This window comes from Streptomyces misionensis, assembly GCF_007896895.1.
GTDB classification, from domain to species: domain Bacteria; phylum Actinomycetota; class Actinomycetes; order Streptomycetales; family Streptomycetaceae; genus Streptomyces; species Streptomyces misionensis_A.
Map to the genome: position 1 here is coordinate 68567 of NZ_VOGW01000204.1, position 7791 is coordinate 76357.

9 protein-coding genes and 1 pseudogene are annotated in these 7791 nt (G+C 71.9%); 3 read left to right on the forward strand and 7 right to left on the reverse strand.

Translation table 11 applies throughout. The features are described 5' to 3' along the window. Nucleotides 1-379: 379 nt before the first annotated feature. Nucleotides 380-1681, reverse strand: a complete 1302-nt coding sequence (locus tag FRZ03_RS38235) for an MFS transporter (protein ID WP_146469751.1) — start codon at nt 1679-1681, stop codon at nt 380-382. Nucleotides 1682-1743: 62 nt separating this feature from the next. On the opposite strand from FRZ03_RS38235, the gene FRZ03_RS38240 reads away from it, so the two are divergent. Next, a complete protein-coding gene (locus FRZ03_RS38240) occupies nt 1744-2694 on the forward strand; it encodes a LysR family transcriptional regulator (RefSeq protein ID WP_146469752.1) in 951 nt (316 codons plus the stop codon). Nucleotides 2695-2705: 11 nt separating this feature from the next. Here FRZ03_RS38240 and FRZ03_RS38245 read toward each other — a convergent pair whose 3' ends face one another. Then, nucleotides 2706-3467, reverse strand: coding sequence for an alpha/beta fold hydrolase (locus FRZ03_RS38245; RefSeq protein ID WP_146469753.1), 762 nt, complete (start codon nt 3465-3467; stop codon nt 2706-2708). Between the two features lie 145 nt (nt 3468-3612). Between FRZ03_RS38245 and FRZ03_RS38250 the strand changes: the two genes are divergently transcribed. After that, nucleotides 3613-4800 carry an adenosine deaminase gene (locus FRZ03_RS38250; protein WP_146469754.1) on the forward strand — a complete coding sequence of 396 codons (1188 nt, stop codon included), beginning with the start codon at nt 3613-3615 and terminating at the stop codon, nt 4798-4800. Nucleotides 4801-4955: 155 nt separating this feature from the next. Beyond that, nucleotides 4956-5306, forward strand: coding sequence for an ATP-binding protein (locus tag FRZ03_RS38255; RefSeq protein WP_146469755.1), 351 nt, complete (start codon nt 4956-4958; stop codon nt 5304-5306). Between the two features lie 94 nt (nt 5307-5400). Here the strand turns inward: FRZ03_RS38255 and FRZ03_RS38260 are convergent, their stop codons facing one another. The 5 genes and pseudogenes from FRZ03_RS38260 to FRZ03_RS38275 all read right to left on the reverse strand — a co-directional run bounded on the left by FRZ03_RS38260 (nt 5401) and on the right by FRZ03_RS38275 (nt 7545). After that, on the reverse strand, nt 5401-5604 hold the full coding sequence (locus tag FRZ03_RS38260) for a PspC domain-containing protein (protein ID WP_146469756.1): 204 nt from the start codon (nt 5602-5604) through the stop codon (nt 5401-5403). Nucleotides 5605-5684: 80 nt separating this feature from the next. After that, the gene (locus FRZ03_RS38265) at nt 5685-6248 is read right to left on the reverse strand and encodes a VanZ family protein (RefSeq protein WP_146469757.1); all 564 of its coding nucleotides are present in this window, start codon (nt 6246-6248) and stop codon (nt 5685-5687) included. Between the two features lie 122 nt (nt 6249-6370). Further along, nucleotides 6371-6658 carry a DUF397 domain-containing protein gene (locus FRZ03_RS38270; protein WP_398662278.1) on the reverse strand — a complete coding sequence of 96 codons (288 nt, stop codon included), beginning with the start codon at nt 6656-6658 and terminating at the stop codon, nt 6371-6373. Further along, nucleotides 6650-6730 (reverse strand): annotated as a pseudogene (locus tag FRZ03_RS41390) (DUF397 domain-containing protein); the annotation flags it as partial. The pseudogene FRZ03_RS41390 and the gene FRZ03_RS38270, both read right to left, overlap by 9 nt. Next, a complete protein-coding gene (locus FRZ03_RS38275; protein WP_146469759.1) occupies nt 6712-7545 on the reverse strand; it encodes a helix-turn-helix domain-containing protein in 834 nt (277 codons plus the stop codon). The gene FRZ03_RS38275 and the pseudogene FRZ03_RS41390, both read right to left, overlap by 19 nt. Nucleotides 7546-7791: the final 246 nt, after the last annotated feature.

Consider the following 7791-nt stretch of genomic DNA (forward strand, 5'->3'; position numbering starts at 1 on the left):
GTCGCTGGACCACAGCACCCAGTGGTCCACGGCCACGCGGGGGCATCCAGATCCGATGCCCCTCCGGTGGTCCGGGAAGCGCTCGGCGTAGAAGGCGAGCACCCCCGGATCGATCCGCGGCCTCCGCTTCCCGCGCACGCGATGGAGCCCGCAGGCCGCCGCCGCACGGGATTCCGCCCCCGGGCCGTTCTCGCCCCCGTCCCCCTCGCCGTCGCCGCCCTCCTCCGCGCCGCCCCGCCCACCGCCTCCGCCAGCTCCCCGCGCGCGATCCGGAACTCCATACGGCAAACCCCCTGCGTCGATGGCCCAGTCGTCCCGCGGACGCTATCCGCGCCCACTGACAACCGGCCCCGACCAGGGGGACGCGAGGCCTCGCGGATCACGCCGCGGCCGGCTCCCGCCGCGCCGCCACCCGCGCCGCCCGCGAGCCGAGGACGGTGAGGGTGACGACCCCGAGGATCGCGAGGAGACCGACGCCCACCGTGCCGGACCAGCCGTCGGAGTGGAAGGCCACGGCCCCGACCGTGCTGCCGACGCTGGAGCCGATGTAGTAGGCCGACTGGTAGAGCGCCGAGGCCTGGGCACGGCCGTGGGTGGCGGTCTTGCTCACCGCCGAGGAGGCGACCGCGTGCCCGGCGAAGAAGCCCGCCGTGATCAGCACCAGACCGAGCAGCACCAGCGGGAGGGACCCGGCCAGGGACAGCAGCAGACCCGCCGCGGTCGTGCCGCCCGCCAGGTAGAGCGCGCCCCGGCGGCCGACCCGGCCCACCAGACGGCCCGCGGTGGACGCCGAGACCGTGCCCACCAGGTAGACCAGGAAGATCGACCCGATGATGCCCTGCGGCAGCCCGAACGGAGCGCCCGTCAGCCGGTAGCCGATCACCGTGTACACACCGCCGAACACCGTCATGAACAGCGCGCCGATCGCGTACAGGCGGCGCAGCAGCGGGTCGCGGAGGTGGTCGCGGACCGTGCCGAGCAGGACGCGGGGGCGCAGCGAGCCCGCCGTGAAGTGCCGGGGCGCGGGCAGCAGCAGCCGGAACGCCACCGCGCACCCGACCGCGACCACCCCGATCACGCCGACCGAGACCCGCCAGCCCCACACCTGCGCCACCCAGCCGGTGATCACCCGGCCGCTCATGCCGCCGACGCTGTTGCCTGCCACGAACAGGCCGATCGCCGTGACCAGCGCCCGCGGCCGCACCTCCTCGGCCAGGTACGCCTGCGCCGACGCGGGCAGCCCGGCCAGCGCCGCGCCCTGCACCGCGCGCAGCGCCACCAGCGCGCCGATCGACGGGGCGAAGGGGACCAGCAGGCCGACGATCACCGCGACCGTCAGCGACCCGGTCATGACCGTACGACGGCCGAAACGTTCCGACAGCGCGCTCATCGGCAGCACGAACAGCGCGAGACCACCGGTCGCGGCCGCCACGGTCCAGCTCGCCTCGCCCGCCGCGACCCCGAGGTCGTCGGAGATCAGCGGCAGCAAGGCCTGGGTGGAGTACAGCAGGGCGAAGGTCGCGACCCCGGCGAGGAAGAGGGCGAAGCTCATCCGCCGGTAGCCGGGGCCGCCCGGGGTCATCCGGGTATCGGCGGTCCCCGCGGCGGGGAGGGACTCGGTGGCGGTGACGGGCGCGTCGGCGTCCACGGTCGTGGACGCCCCGGTACTGGCGGGAGACATGCCTCGACCGTAAGGACGCTCCTTACATCCGTCCAATGCATGGAATCGCCATAATCGATCCCATGGTGCATCAGCAGAGGTCACAAGGTCGCCTGTCACCGTCCGGTGACACAGAAGACATGGCGATGTTGCTCGCGCCCCGTCTCGCCTACTTCGCCGGCGTGGCCCGCACCGAGCACGTCACCCGCGCCGCCCAGGAGATGAACGTCCCCCAGTCCACCCTCTCCCGCGCCATCGCCCGGCTGGAGGAGGACCTGGGCGTCGACCTGTTCGCCCGCCGCGGCCGCACCCTCGTCCTCACCACCGCGGGCCGCGCCTTCCTCGCCTCCGTCGAACGCGCCCTCGCCGAGGTGGAACGCGCCGCCGAGGAGGTCCGCGCGGACGCCGACCCGGCCACCGGCAAGGTCGCCTTCGGCTTTCTGCACACCATGGGCGCCGAGACCGTGCCCGGCCTGCTGCACGCCTTCCGCGCCGAGCACCCCCGCATCCGCTTCAGCCTGGTCCAGAACTACGGCGAGGCCATGCTGGAGGGACTGCGCGCCGGCCGCCTCGACCTGTGCCTGACCTCCCCCGTCCCGGACGCCCCCGACCTGGTCGCCCGCCGGCTGGACGAGCAGAAGCTCCGCCTGGTCGTGCCCGCCGACCACCCGCTCGCGGTCCGCCGCCGCATCCGGCTGGCCGAGGCGGCCGAGGAGAACTTCGTCACCCTGGAACCCGGCTACGGCCTGCGCCGCATCACGGACGCCCTGTGCCGCGAGGCCGGGTTCGCGCCCCGGATCGCCTTCGAGGGGGAGGAGACGGAGACGCTGCGGGGCCTGGTCGCGGCCGGCCTCGGGGTCGCCCTGCTGCCCCCGCCCACGGTGCCCAGGCCCGGAGTGGTGGAGCTGACGGTCACCGCGCCCCGGGCCGTGCGCGAGATCGGCGTCGCCTGGCCGGCCGGCCGCCCGGACACCCCACCGGTGGCCGCCTTCAAGAAGTTCCTGCTGTCGAGGCGGGGCAACCTGCTGCCCTGAACCGGCCCGCCTCAGTGCCTGAGCGACCTGCCGAACCCGGCGGCCAACGGCATCCGCAGCCCGATCGGCGGCGGCGCGGCCAACGCGTCCTCGACCGGCCGGGAGACCGGGTGCCCGAACAGCGCGCCGCGCACGAAGTCGGCGGCGAGACAGACGACTTCGTCCCGGTGGCCGAGCAGCCGGTGCCCGTCGGAGTGCACCTCGAACCGGCACACCTCCCGGTTCACCTTCTTCGCCCGCTCCGCCAGCCGGAACGACAACTCCGGTTCGGTGCGCCGGTCATTGGTGCCGTGCACGATCAGCACCCGCCGCCCCACCAGTTGCTTCACCGGCTCGGCGGGCGCGGCCACGTCCTCCTCGGGCAGCCAGGGCGCCAGCGCCACCACCGAGTTGACCGCCTCGTGGCCACCCGCCCGCAGCGCCGCCCGGCCGCCCACGTCGACGCCGACCAGGCACACGGGAACGTCCCCGTACCGCCGCACGACCTCGTCGGCCGCCCACTGGGCGTCGGCGGCCGGCTGGGCCTCGCTGCCGTTCCAGCCCCGGCAGCGGTAGCGGACGGTGTGCACGGCCACGCCCTCCGCCCGCCCCTCCCGGGCGAACCGGCGCCCCAAGGACCGGACGAACGCCGACGCCCACACCGGGGACCGCCTGCGCGTCGAGACCTCCTCCCCACCGGGCAGCAGCAGCACCGCCCCGCACACCGAGGCCGGCTCCGCCCCGAACACCCTGCCCAGCCCGGCCGTGCGGACCGGCGTCCTTTGCTGTCCCATGGCAGAACAGTGTCAGAAGGCGCGGTGTCCAAAACCCGTACGTGCGGTCACCTTTGCGTATCGGCGTAAAGGAGACGGAAAACGTCCGGCCTCGTCCGGGTGAGGACCGGGCGCTTTCTACGCGCGTAGGCGTTACAGTGCGGAAATGACGAGCCAGATTGCACCGAAGGGGACCGTCCCGGCGAACCTCCCGGCGCCGGTTCCGACGCCGGACCAGATCCGCCGGGCACCCAAGGTTCTGCTGCACGATCATCTCGACGGCGGGCTCCGGCCGGGCACCGTCGTCGCACTCGCCCACGCGACCGGGTACCCGGAGCTGCCCGAGACCGACCCCGACAAGCTGGGCATCTGGTTCCGCGAGGCGGCCGACTCCGGCTCGCTGGAGCGGTACCTGGAGACCTTCCGGCACACCGTCGGCGTGATGCAGACCCGCGACGCCCTGGTCCGGGTCGCCCGGGAGTGCGCCGAGGACCTCGCCGAGGACGGCGTCGTCTACGCCGAGGTCCGCTACGCACCCGAGCAGCACCTGGAGCGGGGGCTGACCCTGGAAGAGGTGGTGGAGGCCGTCAACGAGGGCTTCCGCGAGGGGGAGCGGCTGGCCCGCGAGAACGGGCACCGCATCCGGGTCGGCGCCCTGCTGACCGCCATGCGGCACGCGGCCCGCTCACTGGAGATCGCCGAACTCGCCAACCGCTACCGGGACTCGGGTGTCGTCGGCTTCGACATCGCCGGCGCCGAGGCCGGCCACCCGCCCACCCGGCACCTGGACGCCTTCGAGTACCTCAAGCGCGAGAACAACCACTTCACCATCCACGCCGGAGAGGCCTTCGGGCTGCCGTCCATCTGGCAGGCGCTCCAGTGGTGCGGCGCCGACCGGCTCGGGCACGGGGTGCGGATCATCGACGACATCGAGGTCCGCCCGGACGGGTCGGTGCGGCTCGGCCGGCTCGCGTCGTACGTCCGGGACAAGCGGATCCCGCTGGAACTGTGCCCCAGCTCCAACCTCCAGACGGGGGCCGCGCCCTCGTACGCCGAGCATCCGATCGGGCTGCTGCGCCGGCTGTTCTTCCGGGCCACGGTGAACACCGACAACCGCTTGATGTCGCACACCACCATGAGCCAGGAATTCGAGCACCTTGTCGACGCGTTCGGTTACACGCTCGACGACATCCAATGGTTCTCCGTCAATGCGATGAAATCAGCGTTCATTCCTTTCGATGAACGGCTTGCGATGATCAATGACGTCATCAAGCCCGGATACGCCGAGCTGAAATCCGAATGGCTGTTTCAGCAGACCGCTCCGACCAGCGGTTCCGCGGGATTCGAGGCGTAGCTCACCGCCTTTCTCGATTCGACATGCGGACGCGTTCTCACACCGTGTCCGCATTTCGGTGTTTGCGGGGTGCGGCATATCGTGTCTACGGTCGTGGACCGCTCGGATCGTTTGCGATCTGCCTCTCCGTCTCCGCATTCAAGGACGCATTCACCATGAAGCAGTCTGCCGCCAAGTCCCTCGGTGTCGCCGCCCTCGGTGCCGCCATCGCCGCCGTCGGCGCGGGCGCCGCCCAGGCGGCCCCCGCCACCTCGCAGGCCCTGGACAGCGTGGCCACGTCGCTGCCGGCCGAGAACGTCACCAAGGCGCTGCCGGGAACCGTCGAGGCGGTCTCCCAGGGGCAGAACGCCCTGGGCACCGGAGTGGCCGCCGCGCAGCCGGCCGTGCGGAAGGTGCTCGCCCAGGGGCCGACCGCGCCCGTCGCGGGGCTGCTCGGCGGCCTGCCGGTGGGCAAGACCGGTCTGCCCACGCACGGCATGGGCCTGAACGGTCTTCCGCTCGGCTGACGCCATCGCCCGTACGGCACGGCCCGTACGACACCGTCCGTACAACACGCCGGGGCGCTCCGGAACCGACCGGGGCGCCCCGGCGGCGTGTGGGTCACCAGCTGGTGGCGTGGACCTTGTCCTCGGACGGCAGCAGGATCCACAGGGCTATGTAGAGCAGGAACTGAGGGCCCGGCAGGAGGCAGGACAGCAGGAAGATCACCCGCATCGTGGTGGCCGAGGTGCCGAAGCGGCGGGCGAGGGCCGCGCACACTCCGCCGATCATGCGGCCGTGGGTGGGGCGGGCAAGGGCGGTCATGTCGCTGTCCTCCGTGGTCGTCGATCGGGTCGTTCCAACTGACTTCGACGATACGGGTGTGAAGCGGACGAAGCGTCACTCTAAGGAGCGATTCCGACCCTGGGAATCCTCGGGGTTCGCCCCTGAGGAAGCTCCTCCTGGACGGTCGCCGGCTCGGCGTCCGCTTGCTCGCGCAACCGCCCCCACCTGCGCAGACGCGCCCGCGCCGCGGGTACGACGAGCAGATGGGCCAGGATCACGCCGGACGTGTTCAACAGCAGTGAGTCGACGTCCACGACCCGGCCGGGGACCCCGGTCTGCAACAGGGCTATGCCGAGGGAGACGAGAGCGGCCGCGGCGGCGGTGCGGAGCAGGGAGGCGAGCGGCGAGACGGTGAGCCGCCCGTGGGCCATCGGCAGCAGCACACCGAGCGGGGCCAGCAGGGCGATCCCCTCGCCCAGCGGCTTCACCGCGGCCGGCCACCCCAGGGCCAGGTCGGCCCGGATGCCGGCGAGGGGACGCAGGTTGGGCGGCGTCACCCACGGCACGTCCAGAGGTCGCAGCATCAGCCAGGCGACGTAGGCGAGGTGGGCGAGGAGGAGGATGCCGCCTGCCGCACGGATGCGGATGGCGGCGCTGCCGCCGAAGTCCCCTTGACGCTGCACGCCCCCGTAGACGCGTGGGTGTGCACGATCGGTTCCGCATAGGGGCTTTGGGGTCGGTGTGAGAGGGAATCGGGGCACCGGCGCGGTGCCGCGTTCCGGCGGAGCGCGGGCGGCGCCGTCGGCTAGAAGCGGGCGGACCCCACGGCGCCGACGAACTCCGTCCACGCCGCCGCCCCGATCACCAGCGCGGGACCGTCGGCCGTCTTGCTGTCACGGACGGGCACGACACCGGGGAAGCCGTCGGCGACCTCGACGCAACTGCCGCCCTCGCCGTTGCTGTGCGTGCTCTTACGCCAGCGGGTGGAGCCGATGAAGTCGTGGGTGACCTCGACGCAGTCGCCGCCCTCGCCGTTGCTGTAGCTGCTCTTGAACCAGCTCGCGTCGCGCAGGAAGTCGTACGTGACCTCCACACATTCGCCGCCCTCGCCGTTGCTGTAACTGCTCTTGAACCAGTTGGCGTTGATCAGGTCGCACTCGCGCATCGTCTGTAGTCCTCAGCCATCGACTCGATCAGGGCCAGGGACGCCTCTGGTGACAGCGCGGCGACCCTCAGCAGATCGTATGCGCGCTGTGTCCGCTTCACCACAGCCGGATCGTCCATCAACGTCCCCGAGAACGACGTCTCCGTGTAGGCGACCGGAGGGGCGTCCTCGAAGTCCATGAGCTGGAGCATGCCGCTCATCGATGCGTGCGCTGCCGCCGCGTAGGGGAGCACCGTCACCCACCCCACCCGCTCTTTCATCAGGCCCGCGATGTGGTCCAGTTGGCGGGCCATCACCTCGTCGCCGCCGACCGGAATGCGCAGTACGTTCTCGTGCAGGATGACCCAGTACTCCGGCCGTGTCGCGTCCTTGAGGATGTGCGCCCGTTCCACTCGCGCCGTGACGATGTCCTGCACGTACTCGTCCGTGACGAACGGGTTGGCCGCGAGGGTCACCGCGCGGGCGTAGTCCGGCGTCTGGAGCAGGCCCGGGATCGCCGTCGGCGCGAACTCGCAGATACGCGTGGCGAGCCGCTCCAGCTCCACGACCTCCACGAAGTAATCCGCGTACCGGCGGTCGTTGATCAGCTTCCGGCACAGGCGCTCGAAGATGCCGTCCGTCCCCAGGGCCTTGTCGATGCGCTGGGCGATGTCCAGCTGGGGTTTCCGGATCGCCTGCTCGAACTGGCCGATGTACGCGCCCGAGATGAAGACGAGCGCGCCCAGTTCCACCTGGGTGAGTCCCGCGTCCTCCCGGCGCCGTTCGAGTTCCGTGCCGAAGAACTCCCAGATCGCCTGCCGTGAAGTACCGATCATCGCCAACCCCCTTGGCCCGCTCCGTGCGTGCGGTACACGCGGACTGCCAACGAGCGTGGTGGCGGAACGTCACCAGGGGGCCCTCGCGGATCGCTACCCGGCGCTCTCCGTCACCTCGCTCTGCGGCGGCGGCGTACCCGCGGGCCGGTTCCGGACCTCCTCCGTGCATCCGTAGCGGCGCAGGGGAGAGGGCGCGGGGCCGCCGAGGACGACCGAGCCGTCGGCTTCCGTGGCGGCGGAGTCCGA